General features: G+C 47.5%; 19 protein-coding genes. 1 reads left to right on the top strand and 18 read right to left on the bottom strand.

What is annotated here, in order from left to right:
* From gatC to miaB, 8 genes are read right to left on the bottom strand one after another with little or no spacing between them, the layout of a single operon-like run.
* Nucleotides 1–294: an Asp-tRNA(Asn)/Glu-tRNA(Gln) amidotransferase subunit GatC gene (gene gatC / locus AMICO_RS07010; protein WP_013048754.1), complete on the bottom strand. Its 294-nt coding sequence runs from the start codon at nt 292–294 to the stop codon at nt 1–3.
* Nucleotides 295–296: 2 nt separating this feature from the next.
* On the bottom strand, nt 297–2,351 hold the full coding sequence (ligA, locus tag AMICO_RS07015; protein WP_013048755.1) for an NAD-dependent DNA ligase LigA: 2,055 nt from the start codon (nt 2,349–2,351) through the stop codon (nt 297–299).
* Nucleotides 2,352–2,368: 17 nt separating this feature from the next.
* The gene (lysS, locus tag AMICO_RS07020; protein ID WP_013048756.1) at nt 2,369–3,889 is read right to left on the bottom strand and encodes a lysine--tRNA ligase; all 1,521 of its coding nucleotides are present in this window, start codon (nt 3,887–3,889) and stop codon (nt 2,369–2,371) included.
* The gene (locus AMICO_RS07025) at nt 3,874–4,893 is read right to left on the bottom strand and encodes a tRNA dihydrouridine synthase (RefSeq protein WP_013048757.1); all 1,020 of its coding nucleotides are present in this window, start codon (nt 4,891–4,893) and stop codon (nt 3,874–3,876) included. Before AMICO_RS07025 ends, lysS begins: the two co-directional genes overlap by 16 nt.
* Nucleotides 4,874–5,641: a type III pantothenate kinase gene (locus tag AMICO_RS07030; protein ID WP_013048758.1), complete on the bottom strand. Its 768-nt coding sequence runs from the start codon at nt 5,639–5,641 to the stop codon at nt 4,874–4,876. The genes AMICO_RS07025 and AMICO_RS07030 overlap by 20 nt, the downstream gene beginning before the upstream one ends.
* 35 nt (nt 5,642–5,676) lie before the next feature.
* A complete protein-coding gene (locus AMICO_RS07035; protein WP_013048759.1) occupies nt 5,677–7,101 on the bottom strand; it encodes a ComEC/Rec2 family competence protein in 1,425 nt (474 codons plus the stop codon).
* Nucleotides 7,098–7,730: a helix-hairpin-helix domain-containing protein gene (locus AMICO_RS07040; protein ID WP_013048760.1), complete on the bottom strand. Its 633-nt coding sequence runs from the start codon at nt 7,728–7,730 to the stop codon at nt 7,098–7,100. Before AMICO_RS07040 ends, AMICO_RS07035 begins: the two co-directional genes overlap by 4 nt.
* Complete coding sequence (gene miaB, locus AMICO_RS07045; protein WP_013048761.1) at nt 7,723–9,045, bottom strand: tRNA (N6-isopentenyl adenosine(37)-C2)-methylthiotransferase MiaB; 1,323 nt, start codon at nt 9,043–9,045, stop codon at nt 7,723–7,725. The genes AMICO_RS07040 and miaB overlap by 8 nt, the downstream gene beginning before the upstream one ends.
* A gap of 154 nt (nt 9,046–9,199) precedes the next feature.
* Here miaB and AMICO_RS07050 point away from each other — a divergent pair, with 154 nt between their 5' ends.
* Nucleotides 9,200–9,682, top strand: a complete 483-nt coding sequence (locus AMICO_RS07050) for a hypothetical protein (protein WP_013048762.1) — start codon at nt 9,200–9,202, stop codon at nt 9,680–9,682.
* Between the two features lie 79 nt (nt 9,683–9,761).
* Here AMICO_RS07050 and AMICO_RS07055 read toward each other — a convergent pair whose 3' ends face one another.
* From AMICO_RS07055 to grdC, 10 genes are all read right to left on the bottom strand, one after another.
* A complete protein-coding gene (locus AMICO_RS07055) occupies nt 9,762–10,517 on the bottom strand; it encodes a transporter substrate-binding domain-containing protein (protein ID WP_013048763.1) in 756 nt (251 codons plus the stop codon).
* A 166-nt stretch (nt 10,518–10,683) separates the two neighbouring features.
* Nucleotides 10,684–10,845 carry a rubredoxin gene (rd, locus tag AMICO_RS07060; RefSeq protein WP_013048764.1) on the bottom strand — a complete coding sequence of 54 codons (162 nt, stop codon included), beginning with the start codon at nt 10,843–10,845 and terminating at the stop codon, nt 10,684–10,686.
* 96 nt (nt 10,846–10,941) lie between these two features.
* On the bottom strand, nt 10,942–12,048 hold the full coding sequence (locus AMICO_RS07065; RefSeq protein ID WP_013048765.1) for a M24 family metallopeptidase: 1,107 nt from the start codon (nt 12,046–12,048) through the stop codon (nt 10,942–10,944).
* 15 nt (nt 12,049–12,063) lie between these two features.
* Complete coding sequence (locus tag AMICO_RS07070) at nt 12,064–13,044, bottom strand: AIR synthase family protein (protein WP_013048766.1); 981 nt, start codon at nt 13,042–13,044, stop codon at nt 12,064–12,066.
* A gap of 5 nt (nt 13,045–13,049) precedes the next feature.
* Nucleotides 13,050–13,601 carry an epoxyqueuosine reductase QueH gene (locus AMICO_RS07075; RefSeq protein ID WP_013048767.1) on the bottom strand — a complete coding sequence of 184 codons (552 nt, stop codon included), beginning with the start codon at nt 13,599–13,601 and terminating at the stop codon, nt 13,050–13,052.
* A 7-nt stretch (nt 13,602–13,608) separates the two neighbouring features.
* On the bottom strand, nt 13,609–15,555 hold the full coding sequence (locus tag AMICO_RS07080) for a transketolase (RefSeq protein ID WP_013048768.1): 1,947 nt from the start codon (nt 15,553–15,555) through the stop codon (nt 13,609–13,611).
* A gap of 132 nt (nt 15,556–15,687) precedes the next feature.
* Nucleotides 15,688–16,806 carry an alanine racemase gene (gene alr / locus AMICO_RS07085; RefSeq protein ID WP_013048769.1) on the bottom strand — a complete coding sequence of 373 codons (1,119 nt, stop codon included), beginning with the start codon at nt 16,804–16,806 and terminating at the stop codon, nt 15,688–15,690.
* A 109-nt stretch (nt 16,807–16,915) separates the two neighbouring features.
* Nucleotides 16,916–18,307 (bottom strand): alanine/glycine:cation symporter family protein, encoded by a 1,392-nt coding sequence (locus AMICO_RS07090; protein ID WP_013048770.1) that lies wholly within the window; start codon nt 18,305–18,307, stop codon nt 16,916–16,918.
* Nucleotides 18,308–18,576: 269 nt separating this feature from the next.
* Nucleotides 18,577–19,728, bottom strand: a complete 1,152-nt coding sequence (gene grdD, locus AMICO_RS07095) for a glycine/sarcosine/betaine reductase complex component C subunit alpha (RefSeq protein WP_013048771.1) — start codon at nt 19,726–19,728, stop codon at nt 18,577–18,579.
* A 19-nt stretch (nt 19,729–19,747) separates the two neighbouring features.
* On the bottom strand, nt 19,748–21,277 hold the full coding sequence (grdC, locus tag AMICO_RS07100) for a glycine/sarcosine/betaine reductase complex component C subunit beta (protein WP_013048772.1): 1,530 nt from the start codon (nt 21,275–21,277) through the stop codon (nt 19,748–19,750).
* Nucleotides 21,278–21,288: the final 11 nt, after the last annotated feature.

A 21,288-nucleotide genomic window follows, 5' to 3' on the forward strand; every position in this document is an offset into this window, starting at 1 on the left:
TCACTCCTCCTCCACTATCCGGGGAACCCGGAAGAAATCTTCATAACGATGAGGAGCTTCAGCCAAAACATCCTCCCGTACAGAGCTGTCTATAGCTCTGTCTTCTCTCCACGGAATATTTTCTTCCACCTTGAGGGCAAAGGCATCTATCCCTTCGAGGTCAAGTTCATTAAGCCTATTGAAATAAGTCATTATTTCTTCGAAATGCTGGTGCATGGCCTGAACTTCGTCTTCTGTTATTTCAAGACGGGCAAGGGCCGCAACATGCCGAATATCATCTGCTGAGACCGCCATGGTCACTCCTCCTTCTCAATACTATCCGTATGTTTCGAAAATACCCTCTCGTAAGGGCGGATCATTTGTAAGAACTCTTCCTCATTTATAATGGTTATGCCAAGTTCCCTGGCTTTCTGCAGCTTGCTGCCAGCACCTGGACCAGCCACCACTATCGACGTTTTCTTGCTTACACTGGATGAACTCGCCCCTCCAAGGTTCTTTACAAGGGCTTCAGCCTCTCCCCTGGACATGGATTGAAGTTCACCTGTAAAAACAAAACGCTGGTCTTCGAGGGGACCCTCCACGCTTGACATGCTTTTTTCTTCTACCACCCTAACTCCAGCGTCCTTAAGGCGCGAAATCATCTCTTTGTTCGCTTCATCGTCAAAAAAAGCCTTTATAGAAGCCGCTATCTTGGGACCAACCCCATCTATAGAAGAAAGTCCCTCTTCCTGGGCTGACGATAAAGCATCAAGGCTATGGAAACGATCGGCAAGTATTTCTGCCACTTTTTTCCCGACAAGACGAATTCCCAGAGCCGTTATGAGATTTGAAAGAAATCTGTTCTTAGAAACACTCAAAGCTTCCAACAGGTTTGAAGCAGATTTCTCCCCCATTCTATCCAGGGAAAGCAAGTCTTCACGCTTCAACGTGTAAAGGTCAGCCATGTTCCTAATAAGCTGCCTGTCTACAAGCTGCGTAATTAGTTTATCTCCCAGTCCACGAATGTCCATGGCTGCTCTTGAAGCAAAATGAGCAATTCCTTCACGAAGCTGGGCCGGGCACGACGCCCTGTTAGGACACCGCAGGGCAACTTCACCAGGGATTCGCATGACATGGGATCCGCAGGCAGGACATGTATCAGGCATCTGGAACTCAACTTCATTTCCATCCCGTCCCTCTGTCAGAACCCTTACCACTTCCGGGATGATCTCACCTGCTTTACGAACAACTACTTTATCTTTTATGCGAATATCTTTTCTGCGAATTTCATCCTCATTATGCAAGCTGGCCCTTCTCACTACAGTTCCGGCAAGATGGACCGGTTCGAGGTGGGCCACTGGAGTGAGAGTCCCTGTGCGGCCCACAGAAACCTCTATATCGAGGATTCTGCTTGTTTTTTCCTCTGGCGGATATTTAAAAGCAATAGCCCAGCGAGGAGCTTTTGCTGTGGTGCCCAGATCTTCCCAGAAATCAACCTGATTAATCTTCAGAACTACACCATCAGTACTATAGGGCAGGGAGAGTCGCTTTTCCCGCCACTCCTCTATAAATGCGTCAATATCCTGCCGTGTGCTGCATACTCCCCATGCACTCTGCACTGGAAATCCCAAATGCTGAAGCCAATGGAGAACCTCTTGCTGGGTCCGTAATCCATGCTCCTGGGGATGGGCTACATAATAGAGAAAGATTGAGAGTTTTCTCGACGCTGTAATTGACGAGTCAAGCTGACGAAGGCTCCCGGCTGCGGCATTTCTCGGATTAGCGAAAAGGAGCTCTCCCCCTTCTTCCCGTTCCTGGTTCAACGCCGCAAACTGTTCCCTCGTCATCAGCACTTCTCCGCGGACTTCCATGCGGCCCGAAACCTTCTCTCTGAGACGGAGAGGCAAAGAACGGATCGTTCTCAAGTTTGCCGTTACATCTTCCCCTACCAGCCCATCGCCGCGAGTGGCTCCCCGGATAAAAACACCATCCTCATAAATAAGAGAAACAGCCAAACCATCTATTTTCAGTTCGCAAAGATACTCCAGATTGCCAAGTCCCAACCCAGAAAAGACACGGTCACAGAACGACCATACCTCTTCTTTAGACAAAGCATTATCAAGGCTGAGAAGGGGGCTCTCATGAATCACTTTCTCGAAACGGTCAAGGGGGGCTCCTCCAACGCGGTGTGTGGGAGAATCAGGATCGTCAAATTCAGGGAAAGCTTCTTCTAAAGAGGCCAATTCCCTGAAGAGAGCATCATACTCATGGTCTGCTATTTCCGGGGTATCGAGAACATAGTAGAGATGGGCATGGCGATTGATTTCTTCCCGCAGAGCTTCGATACGTTGCAGAGCTTCCCTCCGATCCACTGAAACAAGCCTCCCCTTTACGCTTTTGGACGCATGGCTGGGAAGAGAATGACGTCTCGTATTGAGCGGGAGTCCGTTAAGAACATGACAAGACGGTCAATCCCTATGCCAAGTCCCCCTGTAGGAGGCAAGCCGCATTCAATTGCGTTAATGAAGTCCTCATCGAAAACGTGGGCCTCCTCATCTCCCGCTTCTTTTTTACGAAGCTGGTCAAGGAAACGCTCTCTCTGATCGAGGGGGTCGTTCAGTTCGCTATAGGCATTTGCCACTTCTGAACCACAAATAAAAAGCTCAAAACGATGGGTGTAATCAGGATCTTCAGGATCTCTCTTCGCCAGAGGGGAAATCTCTGTGGGGTGACCTATAACAAACGTAGGTTGCACAAGTTTATCTTCTACGTAGGCTTCGAAAACTTCGTTCAGTACTGCAAACCGGCTCTCCGAGCCCTTGAGCTCCACTCCCTTTTCATTGGCAATTTTCCGCGCTTCTTCATCAGTCTTTATGGTTTTAAAGTCTATTCCCGTATACTCTTTAACAAGGTTGAGCATGGACACCCTGCGGAAGGGTTTGCTGAAATCAAGCTCGATTCCCTGATAATTGACAACAAGACCATCAACTGCCAACGCCGCATTTCGAACGAGCTCTTCAGTAAGATCCATCATGTCGGAGTAATCAGCGTAGGCCCAATATACTTCCATGAGAGTAAACTCAGGATTGTGCATCGTGTCAATGCCTTCGTTCCTAAAGTTTTTGCCAATTTCAAAGACTCGGCCAAACATCCCCACCACAAGACGTTTGAGGTATAGCTCCGTAGCAATGCGAAGGTACATGTTCGCATCAAGGGCATTATGGTAGGTCTGGAAGGGACGGGCATTCGCTCCTCCAGCCAAAAAAGAAAGAATGGGCGTTTCAACTTCCAGAGTCCCATGATCTATAAGGGTCTTTCTCATAGAAGCAATAATATCGGATCTCTTTCTGAAAGTATCCCTTACATCAGTGTTAACCATTAAATCGAGATACCGTTGACGATAGCGAACCTCTGTGTCTTTCAGTCCATGCCATTTTTCCGGAAGAGGACGGAGGACCTTGGAAAGAAGGGTGCTCTCCTTTACGAGAATTGTGAGCTCACCCCGCCTTGTTCTGAAGGGGATGCCGACAACGCCAACAAAATCTCCGTTATCCACCCATTTTTTCGCGAAGTCATAAGCTTCTTCTCCCATGGCATTAAGCTGGAAATAAAGCTGCATGGTATCTGTTTCGTCCTGGAGGTTCGCAAACATGGCCTTTCCGTGTTTGCGGAGGGTCATTACACGGCCTGCTACAGAAAGGATTGCATCCTCATCTGCTTCATCTATTTCAAGATGATCAAAGCGTTGGCGAACATCATTCAATAGATCTGACCGCTCCCATCGCTCTATAAGGAAAGGATCATAGCCCTCCTCTTCTCTTAGCCTTGCCAGTTTTTCTTTTCTTTGACGAAAAATTTCTTCCTCTGGCAGAGCAATTTCTTCTGTTTTGATTTCTAAGTTGGCCGACACAACATGTCTCTCCTTTCGAAATAGTGCTCGCAGCCGCTCATGAGATCCCGAAGTGCGTTCCAGCCATGTAGACATGCGCAGTCCCTTCGAAGTTCTGCTATTCCAGGAATGCTCTTAAACATACCGGAGAGAAGCCGCTTTATCAAAATTTCAGCCAGTCTGGGGCTGGCCATTTCTGCTATATGGTCCCCCAACTCAACAAGCAAAGATATTTGCAACCCTATTGAAGGACATAACAATCTATTATCTACCGAAAAGCCCAAAGCTGCCAGTGTCTGTGGAAAAATAAATGGATCTTTCAAGGCCCCTCGGGCTATAAAAACGGAAACGCATCTTTTTTCCAGATAATCCAAGGCTTCTTGGGGGGTAAAAACATCCCCGCTGGCACTAATCATATCTGGAAAGGTTTCAGCCAGGTCAAATACACTCTGGCGATTAGCCACCCCCGCATACCGCTGGGAAGGGGTACGACCATGCACACAGACGTTATCTGCTCCGGCAGAGAGCAGTTTTTCACAAAATGACGCCGTCATAGAAAATCCCCGCTCCGAATATATTCGGGTTTTAACCCAGACAGGGGCACCCAGTTCTTTCAGCGATTTCACCATAGATGTCGCTTTTTCTGGGTCTTCGAGCAAACGGGAACCTGCCCCCTTTTTAAGAACTTTGGGCATAGGGCAGGCCATGTTGATCCCTAGAGCGGCAAATCTGCCAGGCGCTTCTGACATGGCCTTCTCCGCCGCTGTTAAAAGAGTTTTCGTATCACCGGCAAAGAGCTGCAGGATCACAGGTTCTTCCTTATGGCAAATCTCGAGCATATTCCCGGATTTAGTGTTGCTTCGCATCAGCCCCGCGCAACTTACCATCTCTGTATGGGTTGCGGCTGCCCCGAGCTTTCTAAAAAATAGCCTCAAAGGAGGAATGGTTACCCCTGCCATGGGGGCTAAAATAAGAGGAGATTCAAGAGTTATGCCGCCTACCGCCTTAGGAAATGTTTCTTTCATATATGATTCGCAATCCTTCCAACGTTAGCCACTGATCTACCGTTTCAATGGTTTCTGATATTTTAGCAATAGCTTCCGCATGACCGCCGGTAGCTACTACTTTACAACGGGTACCCAGGCTTTCCCAGGTTTTACGTACAAGAAAATCCACGAGGCCGGCATTTCCGTACATAAGTCCAGCCTGTATGGACTCCATGGTGTTTTTGCCTATAACATTTAACGGAGCCTCCAGAGAAACCTGAGGCAATTTAGCAGTACGACCGAAAAGAGCTTCCATTCCAGAAACCAGTCCCGGGGAAATAGTTCCTCCAAGATAAGCTCCATCTGGTGAAATGATGTCGAGAGTTATGGCCGTTCCAAAATCAATAACGATAAGTGGTGCTCCGTAACGGTCTCGGCCTGCCACTGCGTTGACCAGACGGTCTGCCCCAACTTCATGAGGGGCTGCGTAGCGCACTTCCATGCCCAGGTCGAGGGTGGAGGAAACTCGCAAACATTCAATGCCATTGAAATATTGCGAAACTCCCTCTTGAATGACACAGTCAAGGGAGGGAACGACACTCGATGAGATCGCCCCATGGATATCTCCATGAGGGATAGACGCGAATTGCATCAAGTTCCGCAAATATATTCCCAATTCATCAGAAGTGTGCCTTTCAGAAACAAGGCGCCAATGGACTATTAGGGTTTTTTGACTATAAACACCAACAACAGTGGTTGTATTGCCTACGTCTAAAACAAGCAGCATCCTCGTCACCCCCCAGGGGAGTTTTGATTAAAACATTACATCACTATCCATAACATAACACATTGTAACAGCAATGATGCCGCCAGAGAATGCCTCCATGAAAGCCTCAGGGAACGAGCTATCAAAAGAGGCAGAAGCCCTGCCGCAAAGGCAGTCCAGAAGGGAGTCCATGGAACATAGACCGGAATAAGCCGACTAATGGAATCTGCCCAGGTTTCCCAAAGAATAAAAAGTCCTTCCGCCCCTTGTGACGCCCAATTTCCCCATGGCAAAGCCAAAAGGGAAGGCAATGCCAAAAAGGAAGCCAGAGGATAAAGGACCCCGAACACCGGTCCGGCAGAAAGATTGGTAACAATGCCGGCCAGAGGCACATCTCCGAAGATTGGCGCTGCCAATGGAAGGGTAGTTACCCAGATAGCTGGCCCCACACTCAGCCACCACACAGGGGAAAGGCCCCGTTCGAGGGCGGCAGCTATAATAAGAGCAGCCACCATGGAAAGCTGCCACCCCAGGTCCCAAAACCACCATGGGCGCCAAAAAAGGAGGGCCATTCCTGCCAAAGAAACAGTATTGACAGCTTGCGACGGCCTGCCGCGACATCGCCCAATAAGGGCGATTTGCATCATTAAAGCAGCTCTCAGAGCGCTCGGCGCTGCTCCGGCTATCAATACATAGCCCCACATTGCCCAAGAAATAATAAATCCTCTTCCTAAGCATGAACGCAAAAGAAAGAGCAGGCCGGAAACAAAGAGGGAAACATGAAAACCGGAAACAGCAAGAAGATGGCTTGTCCCCCACCTCTCATGCTGGCTGCTCAGCAAGGGCGATTTCATTCCTGTCCAGGCAGCTGCAAGATATCCCCGAGTGCGGGGGGGCTGAGTCAGGAGTATTCTTTTTACTAGCATATTCCGCCAGCCTGACAGAGAAAACTGACGGCAGGATTCTATTTTCTCTACCTTGCCTATAACGATCTCGGCCATCGCCCCTCTCGCCTTCCAGTATCTATCTTCATGAAAAGAACGGCTTTTTTTCGAAGAGGGAAGAGAGAGCATCGTTCCAGCTACCTCTACAGTGTCTCCGGCAATAAATCCATGTTGTGATGGTATCTTCGCCAGGAACGTTCCTTTTTTAGTTCGTATTAGGAGGGCACGTCTTCTCCCCCAGGGGCGCTCGAGTAAAATGTACCCTTGCCCTTGAAATGTTTCCCCGGGGTGAAGAAAATCTGTAGAAAGCCTTGAAGAGATGTAGGCGCTCCCAACCCCTGCGACAAGAACAACTAACGTAACTCCTTTCCAATAGCCTGGTTTTTCCTGAGTGGTAAAAAGGAGAACGAGTGCCAAAGTACCAGACATGGCTACAAGGGGAAAGATAAAAAGGGGTATTCCCTGTTGCAGTACCAAGAGAGCCAGACAAATGCCGGCAAGAGAGAATAGGGCCGGCATCCTGCCGGGAGCCGTCATTGATTCACTGTTACCATGTGACGTATTTTTTCAAATTTAGCCGGGCCTATACCCCGAACTCGCAACAAATCTTCTATCCCATTGAATAACCCCTGAGATTCTCTATAACGCACAATAGAACCAGCTGTGGAAGGCCCTACTCCAGGAAGAGCCTGCAGCTCTTCTTCTGAAGCTCTGTTTATGTTTACTTTTTTCATAGCTGAAGAATCTGAGTTCTGCCTCGACGATGGCGATGCCGGCTTTTGCCCGGCGCCTTCTCCTTTGCCGGGAACATGTATATGCATCCCATCCTCTAGAGGGGTGGCAAGGTTGACTGCCTCAGGATCAGCTGATGATGCAAATCCCCCAGCCATATCGACGGCATGATAAACCCTTGATGCCGGTAAGACATGGTAGACGCCAGGTCTTTGTACGTGTCCAGTAATATATACTACCCATTCACTGCTTTGGGGAAGAGCATCTGCTGACTCCTTTGTTGCTGGTGAAGTTACAGGCAGAGCCCCAGCAACAACAGTAGGTGAGCCAGCTTCCCATCGTCCCTTAAAGGTCACTATGAGAAGGCCGGCTAAGGCAAGACAGAGAACACCCGCCGCAAAAAAAAGCAGGGCTTTCGTTCTTTCATTAATCAATGATCGAAATCACCTCTCCATGAAGACACCAATTTTCTGCAGATGTAATGGAAACCAGGGCAAACCGGCCAATGAACTCTTCCGTCCCCTCCATTATTACGACTTTATCGCCAGGTGTCCGCCCCTGAACAAGAGATTCTCCCTTAGGGGCCCAGTCATCAATGAGAATTTTATATCTTTTACCAACAAGACCCCGGTTTATCTGAAGGGCAATCTCTGACTGTACCGCGTTTACAGTATTGAGCCGTTTCATTTTTACGTCCTGGTCAATCTGATCTTCCATTGTCGAAGCCGCTGTTCCTTCCCGTGGGGAATAAGCGGCCGTATGGACAAGGTCATACCTAAATTCATGCAATGCAGCTACAGAAGCCTGAAAATCTTCTTCTGTCTCTCCTGGAAACCCTACGATAAGGTCACTTGTAAGGCCTACTTCGGGAAGGGCGTTTCGGATAACAGAAACAGTTTCTCTGTATTTGGCAAGAGTATATTTTCGATTCATTTTTTTCAGAATACGGTCACTGCCCGATTGAATGGGAAGATTTATCGATGGACAGATTTTAGGATGATGGGCCATCACTTCCACTATATCTGGAGTGAAATCCTTTGGATGAGACGTTACAAAACGAATAAGAGGCAATCCGTCAATGGCGGCTACATCCCGCAGGAGGGAAGAAAAAGTGTAACCATTCTTAAAATCCTGACCGTAACTATTTACATTTTGTCCGAGAAGGGTAATCTCTTTTACCCCATCCTCTACAAGTCCCCGTATTTCCACAAGTATATCTTCAGGAAAGCGGGATACAAAGCGCCCCCTTACATAGGGCACAATACAATAGGTACAAAAATTATCGCAACCATGGGCAATGGTTACATAGGCTTTCCATGGATTTACCCTCTCTATAGGAGGAACTGCAAGGTCTACAAAAGCCCTTGAGTCTTCATCAAGAAGGCTCACTCTCTCTCCTGCCATTACACGCTCAAGTGCTTCAGGAAGATCGCCGATATGGCGAGGACCGCCCACCAGGCGCACCCATGGGAAACGAGTCATCATGGCACTTCCCAGGCGCTGGGCAATGCATCCTGTTACGGCAACAAAGGGTTTCTTTTTATCGCTCCAGCTCTCTCCATAACGGCCGAGTTCACTCCACACTTTATGCTCCGCCTTGGCTCGAATGCTGCAACCATTGAAAATAACAATATCCGCTTCCTCTTCTGATGTTTCCTGCCAACCGTTCCGGATCAGGGCTGTACGAAGCTTATCGCCATCATAGACATTCATCTGACAGCCATATACTTTTAAAATAAAACGATACACAGGTATTCCTCCTGGTCATAGAAATTCTAATATTGTAACATGACAAATACTAAATTGGAAAATGATAGCATGATTTTAAGATGGACAAAAGGAAGGGGAACAACTTTTTTGATAGAATGGCAACAAAGAAGTATTCATGAAAGAAGGGAAAATAATGACATTTTTTCGCAAGATTATTACTTTAACTCTTATAACGCTCATGGCCGTATCAGGAACGGGTTGGGCAAAAGTCACAGATCTGCCAGAACTGGAAAGGTGGGCAGGCGGCCCCCTTTTTTCTCAGCCTCTGACAGCTCCCTCAGGAAATTATGGCATCTGGCTGAAAAGATCCTATGTCGCACAAGACAGACGAAATTTTGACGTCATTTTGCTCTCCGGTACCGGAAGTGGCGATCTTTACCTCCCAGATGCCCAAATTGACACAAACGACCGTCCTATAGGTTTTGGCGCTACGTATCGAACCCTTTCGGTAGAAAAATATGAGGCCTTGCTTGAATGGTATCCCCATATAGGCGGTGCCCTTTCTGTTCGTCTTCCTGAACAGACCACCCTCATTGTAGAGAGCAAATGCCTTTCTGAAGATGAACTTATAGCGATAATGAAAAAAGTCATCACTGAAGTAGAAAAGACCTTATAAAAAAAGAGGAGAAACTGCTCTTATGCGCAGATTCTCCTCTTAAACTATCTCTCTTTAAAAAATTTTTACAGTGATAAACTTATTCTTCCATCCACTTCTTTTCCAGTTCGGCAAGAGTTCCGGATTCTTTAAGTTCATCTAGAGCCTTATTGACTGCCTCAAGGAACTGGGGATCGTCTTTGCGCAGCGCAAGGGCCATGCCTTTATCAATGCGAAGTTCGAAAACCTGTTTGAGCGTTCCTGTAAAATCTTTGTTCTCCTTCAGGTTTTCTTTCGTTACCGTTCCATCTACCACGGCAAAATCTGCCCGGCCAAGAAGGACTTCCCTGAAGGCGTCGTCAGTTTTTGCAAAACGTTTCACTTCTTTCAGATCAAGCTGAGTTACATAAACATCCTGAATCGTCCCCATCTGAACGGTAGCAATTTTGCCCTTCAGATCCTCTTCAGCAGTTATACCCGTCTCTTCAGCCTTAACAACAACTGCTGAGGGTGTAATGTAATATACATGGGAGAAAGAAACACGCTTGGCCCGCTCTTCTGTTGCACTCATTCCCGCTGCTATAATGTCGATTTTTTTAGTCAATAGTGAAGGAATAAGGGAATCAAAGGCTGCATCTACAATTTCCACCTTTTTCCCTAATTTTTCGGCAACCATATTAATAAGATCGATGTCAAACCCAACCACTTCATTCTTGACATTTCTAAATTCAAAGGGACGGAAAGTGGATTCCGTTCCAACACGAATTACGTCTTTATCGAGAGCAGACTCAGCCATAGCACCAGCAGCACTTACAAATACAAAAATAAAAGCAAGCAGAACCACTAATTTCTTCATAACCTTTCCTCCTCGTATAAACTGAAGTTAAATATGTTCAAAAATTAAAACATTTGTTTAACGTCGCTCTATTATAGTTTATAAAACGAAGAAGTCAAGAAAAAAGGAGGGGCAATTCCCCCTCCTTTTTATTAAAAAGACTTCTCTTTACAAGGCAGATTGAAATTTATTCTTCGGGCTCGAACATATCCTTTTCCACAGCACAAACGGGGCAGACCCAATCATCCGGAAGGTCTTCAAAAGAAGTTCCTGGGGCTATTCCGTTATCGGGATCTCCTTCTGCAGGATCATAGATATAACCACAAACAGTACAGACGTACCTTTGCATGCCTTTCCCCTCCTTCATGGTATAGCTATAGTGTCCACCATATTATATCTTTGACTCTCTTCAAAATGCAATATCTAAAAGGATCTCATTAAGATGTTAGAGAAGGATCAGGCCCTGTTCCAAATTCCCTGACAGCCGCTCCGCTCCTGACTCTGTAATAAGATAATCGTCCTCAATACGCATGCCGCCGAAACCTGGAATGTATATTCCCGGTTCTACTGTTATCACATCGCCAACCTGAAGAAAATCTTCTGACAATGGCGATAATCGTGGGTTTTCATGAATTTCCAACCCGAGCCCATGGCCAAGACCGTGGGTAAAATATTCTCCATAACCCCCATCCGCAATTATTCTTCGGGCTATTCCATCAATTTCCTTACCACTTGCACCAGGCTTTAAGGCTATAGCAGCTTCTTTATGGGCATTGAGCAAAACCATCTCTATCTCCCTGGCCCTGGTGTCTGGCTTTCCGAGACAGAAATTACGGGTAATGTCTGAAAGATACCCACCCACCAAGGCTCCAAAATCAACGGTTACCCAGTCTCCCTTTTGGAAGCTCCTATCTGTAGGCACCCCATGGGGTAATGCGCTTCTAGGACCTGAAGCAACTATGAAACCATGATTTCCCCAACCGCCTTCAGCGCCAAGTTTTTTCACCGTGTATTCAAGAAGAGCATCAAATTCCTTTTCTGTCATTCCCTCTTTGACCTTAGCGATAACAGCTCTGTAGGCATTTGAAGCTATCATTCCGGCTCTTTTTATCAGATCTGCTTCGTCGCTGTCTTTTGCGCGCCTCAACATTGGCAATAGTTGAGAAGCATCTTTCCATTCCACGTCCTTTACAAAACCCTGGATCTGTTCGAAAGTTTTGGCTGATACTTTCTCTTTTTCCAAACCAACGCGTCTACAATCTTTTTGTTTAAGAAGATCGCCCATGGCCTCGACCAGTGATCGCTGCCCCTGGGGAATCAGTGTAAAGGGCGATTGCTCAGAGGCTTGGGTCATATAGCGGCCATCTGTAATAAGACAGGTTTCTTGCTCGGTTATAAGAACGCCTGCACTGCTTCCGCGAAACCCGGAAATATAATAGACACTCTGCCAGTTGGCGCTTTCAAAGACAAAAAGGACTACCCCGTCTATGGCAAGAGAAGGAAAGGCCTTTCGCAACCTTTCTGTACGGCGGAGAATGTTTTCTGTTCTCAATAATCGCGCCTCCTTCTACAGGGCAAGGAGTCTCCAAAGCTCCTCTTTGCTATCCAGCTCGCAGTTTCCTCGTCCTTCCTCTACTATTTTTCCAATAAGAGCTGCTGGAATCTGTTTCTCCTCAAGTCGCTTCAAGGCCGTTTCAATCTTCTCTTCAGGGACGACCACCACAAGCACGCCCGAGGAGATAAGGTGGTAAATATCCGCACCTAAAGCTTTTCCTACTTTGCGGGTCAAGGGGTGTATTGGAATAGCCTCCATATCAAGATGAAGATTCAACCCGCTTAAACGGCATATTTCCGCCAAACCTCCGAAAAGCCCCCCCTCTGTGGGGTCATGCATGAAACGGGCTAGGTCCCGCACAGCTGCAGCTTCTTTCAACACTGAAATAGAGGATATCCACGACGTGATGCTTTGTATTTCTGCATCGGATAAATGAGGCTTGAGAAGGTCGGGACGATCATGGGCAAGTATGGACATTCCTTCAAGCCCTACATGCTTTGTCATGATAACGCCATCTCCTGCGCAAATATCCGTTGCCCGATAAAGATAGGACGTTTGCCCCATCATGGTTCCCACTACTACCGGTTTTTTATATCGATCTGTCAGTTCCGTATGTCCGCCTATCACTGCGATCCCCATTTTCTTACACGCATGATGGATCTCTTCCATGATCATTTTGGCGAAGGGAAGCCCCTGCTCCACAGGGATAATAAGGGTAATGATAAAATAAGCCGGATCACCGCCTTTGCAGGCAATGTCGTTTGCATTTATATGGACGAGAAAGGTTCCTGCACCCTTTGAAGCTCCCACTATGGGGTCAGAAGAAACAGCTAAAAGTTTCCCTTCTGGAAAACGAATAAGAGAGGCGTCTTCGCCTATGCCGGGACCTACGAGGACATCCGGTCGACTGGCTCCGCTGAATTGCAATATATGTTGTTCAAGAATGTCTGGTGGAAGTTTTCCTACAGGTAACTTCCTTAGTCCGTCCTCCATAAAGGTCATCTCCTCGTTTCTGTAGTTTTAGCGCTGTAAGAACAGCCGCAATAGTTCTGACGGTATAGGCCCAATTCGTGACTTGCCTTGACGGACCGCACAAAACCATTGTTCTTTCTCCATACCTTGTGGAGCCAACGCAGCCCATAACGGGTTGCTACGGCCTCTCCCAAAGCATTGATTCTTTCCGGATCCTTGTGGGGACTTATAGTCAACGTGGTGCACAACCAGGAATAAGAGAGTTCTGCCGCCTTTTTTGCCGCGCCTTCCAACTGAAGTTCAAAACATAACGTACATCGCGCCCCGCCTTCAGGCTCAGAAGCCAGAATGGCCGTTCGTTTAAACCAGATCTGAGGGTCATAGGGTTCTATTGCCAGTGGTCGCGACAGGGAAGAGGCAAGTTTTTCCACTGCCTCTTTCCGTCGTATATATTCTGCTTCAGGATGAATATTAAGGCCATAAAAGTACCCCGTTACATCGTATCCTTCTTCTATGAGAGCTGTCCATGGAATAGTCCCATCTGGAGCACAGCAAATATGAAGCAACAGGCTCTTCATCCTATATTTATTTCCTCTCCTTCAAGCAAGCCTCCGCTTTCGCCGCTATGCTTGCTCCATCAAGGCCCATCGCTGCCACTACATCTTCTGACCTGCCAGAAGCGCCATAAGAACGGACTCCAAGAGGAACAAGTTTTCCATGGAGATTCCCTTCCGCCATAGCCAAGGCGAGACTTGCACCTAAACCGTTATGATAGTGATGATCTTCCACCGAAAGGATGAGGCCAGTAGCAGATGCCTCTTCGAGAGCCTTCTGATCTATTTCAAGGGGCGTAGCGACAGAGAAGAGTTTGAAGTTCAATCCTTTATTTCGGAGGAGTTCCCATGCTTCAAGGGCTCTCCACGTCATTGCGCCAAGAGCAAAAATGGCCCCTTCTTCTCCATCCCGAACCTTGGCGGCCTTTCCATATTCAAAGGAGTAGTCGCCAGCGAAAAGAGGTTCTCCCCCTTCATTGGTAATAACAGGGAGCTTGCTCCTTCCCATGGCGATACATACATTTCCTGCCTCGCGGAGTGCCCATCGCGTAGCCCGGTCGGTCTGGTTGGGGTCGGCGGGAACCAGGAGTTTCCATCCAAACATATTCCGCATCAGGCCAACGTAATCAATGGCCTGGTGGGTCATACCGTCTTCTCCCACATCCAGACCCACATGGGTTAATGCCAGTTTGAGGTTTGTTTTGTTAATATCATTCAATCGCTGCTGATTATACACTTCACTCAGACCGAACACGCCGAATCCGGCCCAAAGGCTGGCCACGCCGGCTACTGAGGCTGCTCCTGCTGTTGTAGCCGTGGCATGCTCCTGTATGCCAGTCTGAACAAACCATTCCGGACAGTTTTTTGCGAAATCCGATGTTTTGACCGATCCGGCCAGGTCGCAATCGAAAACAAGAAGGGGCATACTCCCCTCTCTTTTATAATTTAAAGTCCCTACATCTGCCAAAGCGTTTCCAAAAGCCGATCTATTGTCAGTCTTTTTCTCACTGCCATAGGTGCGAGGTTCTCCGTAAAGGAGGTTATTTATCGTAGTAACGATCTTCCTCCCTGAAGGGACAGGGTTCCCACGACGGGCTTTAGCCTTTTCAAGGTAGTCTGGGTTCCCGCCAAGTTCCCTTACAGCCTTCTCATACTGGTCTCTGTTTGGAGCCTTTCCGTGATAGTCAGGAACCCCTTCCATATAAGAAACATCTTTCCCCATTTGAGTATGACAAATTATCACCGTGGGAACTTCGTCATTTACACCATCTCGCAAAGCCGTGTAAAGTTCTTCAAAAGAATGGCCGTCGCATTCTAAAACTCCCCAGCCGTCAGCTTCCCACAAAGCTCTCACATCTACAGGCATTACTTCTTCTGTGCGGCCAGAGATTTGAATATGATTGTAATCGATAAGAGCGGTAATATTTGAAAGCCCTTCTTTAGCCGCGATGCGGCGAGCTTCTGCTACTTGCCCTTTTGTCTGCTCCCCATCGCCCATCAAAACAAAAACCCGGCCATCGTGGGCTCTAGCCTTCTGAGCGAGAGCGAAACCTACCCCCGCCGCAAGCCCCTGTCCGAGGTTCCCGCTCCCCCAGTCTATGCCCGGAACATTTCGCTCCACGTGCCCCTGGAAAGGACTTGAGCATAACCTGAAGTTGGCAACGGCATCAAGGGGCTTGAAAAAACCCCATGCGGCTAATGTTGCGTAAGCCCCGGGCGAGGTATGTCCATGGCTGATAACCACATAATCACGATCGACACTATTACAATTTTCTGGGGTCAGATTGGCAACTCCGTATGTTGTCAGATACATTTCCAAACTGGAAAGAGAGCCCGCGGGATGGCCGCTTTCTGCAAGGGTCACCATTGTGAGAACGTCTATACGGGCCTTTCGGGCTGCTTCTTCTAGAAGTTTTACGTTTCCATGGCTCAACGACTCTGCGGAAAAATCGCGAAGAGACGGTAGATTATTCTCCATTGATTTTAAGTCCTCCTTTGGTCTGATTACTTGTTAGATTATATCCATTTTTTCCATTTCGGCATACTTTATATGTAAAAAAGAGGCTGCCCCTTTTTTGAGGCAGCCTTTACTCTCATTATTTTACGGTAATCAGCGAATGTAGACCCTGGGGACCCTCTTTGAGAACATTATGGGAATTTCATAGTTTATGGTACCTCGCGCCGGGGCTATTTCTTCCGGTGTAATGGCTTCCTCCCCCTGCCGGCCAACAATTACCACCTCATCGCCAACTTTCACATCTTCTATGTCAGTAACATCGATCATTGTCTGATCCATACAGATATTTCCAACCAAGGAAACTCTTTTACCGTGAACAAGAACTGGAACTTTCATAGAAAGGCATCGAGAGAAACCATCGCCGTACCCTATTGGTAAAACAGCTATTTTTTCTGTTCCCCGAGACATATATCGAAGTCCATAGCCCACACCGCTATTAGAAGAAATTTCTTTAACGGCTGCAATGGCCGTTTTAACTTCAAAAGTGGGTTTAAGCTCTATGGGCCTGATACACTCGCTTGAAGGGTACATGCCATAGAGAATAATTCCCGGTCTAACGGCATCAAGATGTTTTTCTGGAGAATTCAACACGGCTGCGCTATTGCACACATGGCGCAAAGGAACTCTTACCCCCTTGCTTTCCAGAAAATGATAGACCTTCATATAACGGGCAAACTGTTGATTTGTATAATCGAGACGTTTCTCATCTGCCGTTGCAAAATGAGTGAAGAGCCCTTCTATCTTTATGCCGGGCAATTTTAAAATATCATCAATGATGCCTGGAATCTGTTCTGGCAAAAACCCTATTCTCCCCATCCCCGTATCGATCTTCAGATGAAGCAAGGCAGTTTTACCCTGATTCACCGCTTCACGGCTCATCATTTGTGCGAAAACCAAATCTGTAAGGGCTGCTGAAATATCGTGTTTAACATAGGCTGATGCCGCGTCGTAAGGAGAGGGGCCCAGAACCAAAATAGGGTCATTTATCCCCGCTTCTCTCAACACTACCGCTTCATCAGGTGTAGCTACTGCAAAACGCTGACAGCCCGCCTCGATAAGAGATTTTGCCACTTCTACAGCTCCGTGACCATAGGCATCCGCTTTCACTACTGCCATGATCTGGGGGCCAGCTCCCACATGCCGGCGGATCGTCTTGAAATTAGACTGAATGTTAGCTAGATTGACCTCCATCCTCGTTGGGCGAAGAAACACAGCTATTCCCCCCTAACCTTTTATTAGTTTTTATTACATGAGACAGGGGCGGTTTTACCGCCCCTGTCTCACATGATACAAGAGTTGAGAAATTTGTCAAAATCTCAGTTTATTTAAGCGCTCCGGATTTTTTCTTTGCGTCAAAATCTTTGACAAGGCGTCGAATTTCGTTCGAAAGCAGCAACAAAGCCACGAGGTTGGGGGCCGCCATGAGTCCATTCAGAGTATCAGAAAGGTCCCAAAGGTTTGTTAGGAACGCAGCAGCGTCGCCAAGAAGGGTTCCGCCGGCAGCTCCGAGGAATACGATGATAATCCATACAATTTTTATTCCGGGAATGGCTCTGGCTCCAAAAATATATTCACCAGCGGTTTCACAATACCAATACCAACCCAGAATGGTCGAGAAAGCAAAAAGAGCCAATCCTATAGAAAGAATCATGGTTCCGGTTCCGCCAAGAACTGCCTGGAATGCGGAAAGGGTCAGCTGTGCACCGGACAGTTCGGCTTTTCCTGTAAGAACACCGCTTGTAATAATGGCCAAAGATGTGAGCGAGCAGATAACGATGGTGTCCACAAATACCTCGAACAAACCATACATTCCCTGACGGACAGGATGGTCAACAATGGCCGTAGCGTGAACCATGGGGGCGGATCCCAGGCCAGCTTCGTTGGAGAAAACACCCCTGGCAATGCCCTTGGTCAGAGCTAATTTAACAGTCCAGCCAGCTACCGCTCCAGGCATGGCCATTGGGTCGCTGAAAGCGTATTTGACTGCACTTGACAACGCCGCCGGAACTTCTCCAATATGAACAAAGACAACGATGATGCCGCCGATAATGTAGAAAATAGCCATGAAGGGAACAAGGTAGGTTGTAACATCAGAGATTCGTTTTAATCCACCAACAATAACAAGGGCTGTTAAAACTGCCACAGCAACACCTGTCCAGATTGGAGGAATTCCAAAGCCAAGGAAAAAACCTTCTGCCGTAGAGTTGGACTGAACAGCGCAGCCTATGCCGAAGGAAGCCAAAAATGCGAAGAGGGCAAAGAGCCAGGCGAGCCATTTTTGTTTGGCGCCTTTTTCAAGGATATACATGGTGCCGCCACGCCAGTTCCCCAGCTCATCCCTTTCGCGGAAATGAACGGCAAGAATGACTTCACACATCTTCGTAGTCATGCCAAACACTGCGGAAACAAGCATCCAGAAAAGGGCTCCGGGCCCGCCTAAATGGAGGGCTGTCGCGACACCGGCAATGTTACCGGTTCCAATAGTGGAGGCAAGAGCTGTGGAAAGAGCGGCGAAAGAAGAGATGGTTCCCTCTCCCTCTTTCTTTTTTCCAAGGTTCCCAAATACTTCTTTAAACATAAAAACAAAATACCTTATCTGCGGAAAACCGAGAATCAGAGTCAGGTAAACACCCGTTCCCACTAATAACGTTAGCATCCACGGTCCCCAAACGATACCATTAACAACTCCGTTCAGTTTCATAATAGCGTCCATTGATGCAATTCCCCCTTTCGTCATGAGAGAAAGCCTGATTTTATAACAACTCTTTCTCTCTGCGCAAATACACCACTTTAAGTGATACACTAACCAAGGAGCGAAAAGCATGTGCTACACTGAACTTTACATCACCTCCCACATTTCGTTAGATTTAAAACAATCTAAACTTATAAAATTATATCACTAAATTACGCATAAAAAAAACGGGATAATGATTTCTCATTTTCCCGTTTTCCTGTTTTTATTGAACAATTACCACAAATGTATTACAAATATCCGTTGGCCTTCAATATCTCTTTTGCTTTCTCCGTATATTTTGCTGGCAATTTAACTACTGGACCGGTACAGCCCATGGCTGATTCCGCATAAATCTTTTCTTTCCATAGAACCCTCACAGCATCCTCTATTGAAAGAACATCTATACCGTGTATTTCGTCGTCAGTTGGCTCAGCTGGAGGAGGGGCTATCTCCTCAGCCGCGGCTGAAGGCTTGGGCTGCAATCCGGCAATGATGTCATCAAAACCCGCACGCTTCGCTTTCGCCATTTCCTCAGCTACTTGTGCCGGAAGGTTACCATGAACAGCAGCAGCATTATAGGCCAGGGCATTGGCTATGACAGGAGCGCCTGAAGCCCTTGAAATGATAGAGATGACATGGGGCCAGCCTTCCCCGGCTGAAGGCCCATACCCCCACCCAAGAGCTTCATAGGTCCCCCCTGAGTTGAAAGAAGAAAACATCTTCATTAGAACATTTCCCGTCAGTGTATCTGCCACACAAACATCGACTGCTCCAGCAAGGATGTCATTTCCTCTCAGCACCGAGCCTCCATCTTTCCGAATGCTTGTGCCAAAGGTAATGTCATACCCCTTTTCTTTTAATTGGCACAGGGCCCTGAAGACAAGCTGTGCTCCTTCTACATTCAATATACCCACAGTGGGATTTCTCTTCCCTATGGATTTTGCCACCGCTATACCATAGATGGCATTCCTGACCATGGCTTCCACCCTCTGTATAGCAGTGGTACCGGTAGAAGAAGCTATAATCATATCTTTTCCCTTAGCAGGTGTTACAACCCGTCCTATGGTCGTTACACCCATGGGGAAAGGATAGTGCATGGCCACTGCCCCTTGGATAACTCCCTCCTTAAGGGCTTTTTCCATTGCCGAAGCGACGTCCGCATCACAATTAGGAGTTTCGATCCACTCTAGATCATCATATCCAGCACATTTCGGTCCAATCATTACAACTTTAACGTTAGGATACTGTCCCTGAGCCAGAAGACCGGCTTGTGCCAGTTCTTCCGCTCCATGTTCACTACCCGTTGCCATAAGTCCGACGCTTATGCGCGGTCCGCCACTTACAGCAGTTTCTACTATTTCAGAGAGCGCTTCTCCGACTAGACGCCTGATCTCACTCATACAGCTCACCTCGCTCCTTTTACTGGAGCTTTTCCGTGATCTCAGAAAGAACCTCGAGAATCAGCGCTTTCACATCTTCCTTGCTCACGGCAGCTCCAGCACCACCGCTGCTCGGCTCTATAAAGAAAGAAGCTCCGTCAGCCAGATTGGTCAAACGGGCAAGGAATAGACTTCCTTTACCGATAATCATGGCCCGTTTCATTGTTCCCGCCTTAATTGCTTCACATGCCGGCCCGACAAAAGGCACTCCCGATGGAATATGTCCCTGCGTATGAGCATAGCCTTTAAGGCCTCTCTCTTTTACAAAATCCATCATATCTGCTTTTTCTATAGCTTTTTTCATCACTGCCAAAGCTGCGATCATCTTAATGCTGGCAAGGGGGACATCACCAGCCCCGGCAGGAAGAGTGATTTCAGGAATATGAAGTTCGGCAGCGTATTTATCCACATCTGCAAAGGAAATGCCTAGCTGTTGAAGGGGTTCATAGACAAGGGCAGAGGTAACAGCCTGGGGAGAAGCTCCTGATCCCACTGAGTGTTTCCCTACGGCATCAAGGCGCATGACCGGGTTTGTCCCATCGTCAGGAACGAGAAGAACTGCAAAGTTCCCAAGGCAATCTTCAAGGGCAGGCATGTCTTTTTTAACGTGATCGCGGCCGTTCATATACAGCTTGGGAATAGCACCACCCGCTACGACCACACAGTTCTTTCGGAGACCTGAAGCAACCTGTGATGCCGCTGTAAGCATGGCATTTACAGGACCGGCACAAAAACCTCGAACGTCGCAACCACTGGCATTGGCGCATCCGGCAATCTCTGCAATGGCCTTGGCAAAATTGCCGCCCCCTCGCTGGTTCATATCACCAGCAGCCTCCTCCGAACATTCGATAACAAAATCGATGTCTTCTGGAGCAACTCCCGTATTTTTCAACAAATGAAGAAGGGATAGAACGCCACCGGCTTTACAGGCGATATTCTCGAGCAATACATAGGGGAAAAGACACTCATCCACTTCGTGACCGCTTCGTGCGCATCCCACTACTTTGTTGTTGAAATAAAGGGGCAAAGCTGAATGTTTTTCAACTTCGTTCTCAATCTCAGAAAGATCGTGGCCAGTCTCAAGTCTGGCGAGGACGTGTTCATTGATAACAGGATCCTGGGCCAGCTTCTCTTTTACTGAAGCGGCAAAATCCTTCTCAAGCCAAATGATGTCGAATACGTCGCATATATCAATGAGTCCAAGGAATTCATCCTCAGGCATGATTTCTCCAAATTTACCGTAACGGCTAGACCCTGTCAAACGATTCTCGATCCAGGGCTGCTGCTTCGCCTCAAACTCTTCAAGGGTAATGCCGCCGATATAGGCCTGGTTCGGAGCAAAATCCCTTGCATCTTCAAAGGACTGCATATGGTTGGGCAGGGCCTTTAAAAACTCACTCTCTCCTTTATGATGGTGTCTCTCTACATAAGGGGTATTACCATAATGGAGACCAAGTTCGGGGGCATGGTTAAGGCAGTACGCGTAACCTTTAATACCAACACTGGACATGGCTGCAAAAA

This window comes from Aminobacterium colombiense DSM 12261 (assembly GCF_000025885.1).
Classification (GTDB): domain Bacteria; phylum Synergistota; class Synergistia; order Synergistales; family Aminobacteriaceae; genus Aminobacterium; species Aminobacterium colombiense.

Bases quoted from the DNA above. Each gene is read 5' to 3' on its own strand.
- AMICO_RS07055 (WP_013048763.1), bottom strand. From the start codon at position 10,517: ATGAAGAAATTAGTGGTTCTGCTTGCTTTTATTTTTGTATTTGTAAGT.
- AMICO_RS07090 (WP_013048770.1), bottom strand. From the start codon at position 18,307: ATGGACGCTATTATGAAACTGAACGGAGTTGTTAATGGTATCGTTTGG.
- AMICO_RS07075 (WP_013048767.1), bottom strand. From the start codon at position 13,601: ATGAAGAGCCTGTTGCTTCATATTTGCTGTGCTCCAGATGGGACTATT.
- AMICO_RS07035 (WP_013048759.1), bottom strand. From the start codon at position 7,101: ATGACGGCTCCCGGCAGGATGCCGGCCCTATTCTCTCTTGCCGGCATT.
- AMICO_RS07070 (WP_013048766.1), bottom strand. From the start codon at position 13,044: ATGGAGGACGGACTAAGGAAGTTACCTGTAGGAAAACTTCCACCAGAC.
- AMICO_RS07050 (WP_013048762.1), top strand. From the start codon at position 9,200: ATGACATTTTTTCGCAAGATTATTACTTTAACTCTTATAACGCTCATG.
- AMICO_RS07025 (WP_013048757.1), bottom strand. From the start codon at position 4,893: ATGAAAGAAACATTTCCTAAGGCGGTAGGCGGCATAACTCTTGAATCT.
- rd (WP_013048764.1), bottom strand. From the start codon at position 10,845: ATGCAAAGGTACGTCTGTACTGTTTGTGGTTATATCTATGATCCTGCA.
- AMICO_RS07080 (WP_013048768.1), bottom strand. From the start codon at position 15,555: ATGGAGAATAATCTACCGTCTCTTCGCGATTTTTCCGCAGAGTCGTTG.
- grdD (WP_013048771.1), bottom strand. From the start codon at position 19,728: ATGAGTGAGATCAGGCGTCTAGTCGGAGAAGCGCTCTCTGAAATAGTA.
- AMICO_RS07030 (WP_013048758.1), bottom strand. From the start codon at position 5,641: ATGCTGCTTGTTTTAGACGTAGGCAATACAACCACTGTTGTTGGTGTT.
- gatC (WP_013048754.1), bottom strand. From the start codon at position 294: ATGGCGGTCTCAGCAGATGATATTCGGCATGTTGCGGCCCTTGCCCGT.
- grdC (WP_013048772.1), bottom strand. From the start codon at position 21,277: ATGTCCAGTGTTGGTATTAAAGGTTACGCGTACTGCCTTAACCATGCC.